Genomic DNA, 784 nt, shown 5'->3' with positions numbered 1-784 from the left:
GGTCATAGCCGTCGAGCAGCCAGTTGATCTGCTGCCCCGTCAGCGAAACCAGCTCCTCTTCACCACCCGGCCAGTGGAACTTCTCCTCGGCCAGGCTCTTGTAATAGAGCACGAACCCGTTCTCTTCCCAATACAAGAGCTTGATCTTGTCCCGCCGCCGGTTGGTGAAGGCATACAGCGCCCCTTCGAAAGGGTTGTGGCCCAGCTCCTGCTCGACGATCGCGGCCAGGCCCCGGAAGCTCTTGCGAAAATCCACCGGATCCCGATACAGGTAGATCTGCGGCATGCGGGGATGGGGGCGCAACCGGTACTTCATGCCAGCATCCCCAGCAGATCACGCACCAGACTCAGGTTGTTCGCTTCGATGCCGCGGATCTCCAGGCCGTTGGGCAGGCTCAGGGTCAGGCCGGTGGGCTGTACCGTGGCCGGGATCACCGGCACAAAGCCCGCCCCTTCTTCTCTGTTGCCGGTTCGGCGGCCCGGCGTAGCTTGCGGACCCAGTAGCCGAAGGTACTATACCGCAGCTCCTGGTGTTCGCAGTAGGCTTTCTGCGTCAGGCCAGATTGTTGCCAGGCCGCAATGTGTAACTGCCAGAACGGCGCACCTTCGGTGGCATCAGACATGTCCATCGATTTCTCCTATGTCGTGAAATTCCAGGAGAACGTCTGCACAGGGTCAGGTGGGGAAAACAGGTGTGGATTCTTGGGCGCTTACCTTCCACACATGTTCGGCCAGTTGCGGACGCCGGGCCTCGAACTTCTCTTTCGTGTCTATGGTGCCCTTG

Annotated in this window: 3 protein-coding genes; all 3 read right to left on the bottom strand. The window is 60.3% G+C overall.

Annotation, left to right across the window (positions count from 1 at the left end; all coding sequences use genetic code 11):
* A partial coding sequence (gene tnpB, locus ACOCD2_RS23350) for an IS66 family insertion sequence element accessory protein TnpB (RefSeq protein WP_293653669.1) occupies positions 1-316 on the bottom strand: 316 nt, incomplete at its 3' end.
* Positions 313-441 (bottom strand): hypothetical protein, encoded by a 129-nt coding sequence (locus ACOCD2_RS23345; RefSeq protein WP_293653668.1) that lies wholly within the window; start codon positions 439-441, stop codon positions 313-315. The genes ACOCD2_RS23345 and tnpB, both read right to left, overlap by 4 nt.
* Positions 432-629 carry an IS66 family insertion sequence element accessory protein TnpA gene (gene tnpA / locus ACOCD2_RS23340; protein WP_293653667.1) on the bottom strand — a complete coding sequence of 66 codons (198 nt, stop codon included), beginning with the start codon at positions 627-629 and terminating at the stop codon, positions 432-434. Before tnpA ends, ACOCD2_RS23345 begins: the two co-directional genes overlap by 10 nt.
* Between the last annotated feature and the right edge of the window lie 155 nt (positions 630-784).

Source organism: Thiolapillus sp., assembly GCF_048562965.1.
GTDB lineage: Bacteria > Pseudomonadota > Gammaproteobacteria > Chromatiales > Chromatiaceae > Thiolapillus > Thiolapillus brandeum_A.
This window is presented reverse-complemented; position numbering and strand designations above follow the sequence as displayed.

Excerpts from the sequence above, each read along its gene's own strand:
- tnpA (WP_293653667.1), bottom strand. The coding sequence starts at position 629 with ATGGACATGTCTGATGCCACCGAAGGTGCGCCGTTCTGGCAGTTACAC.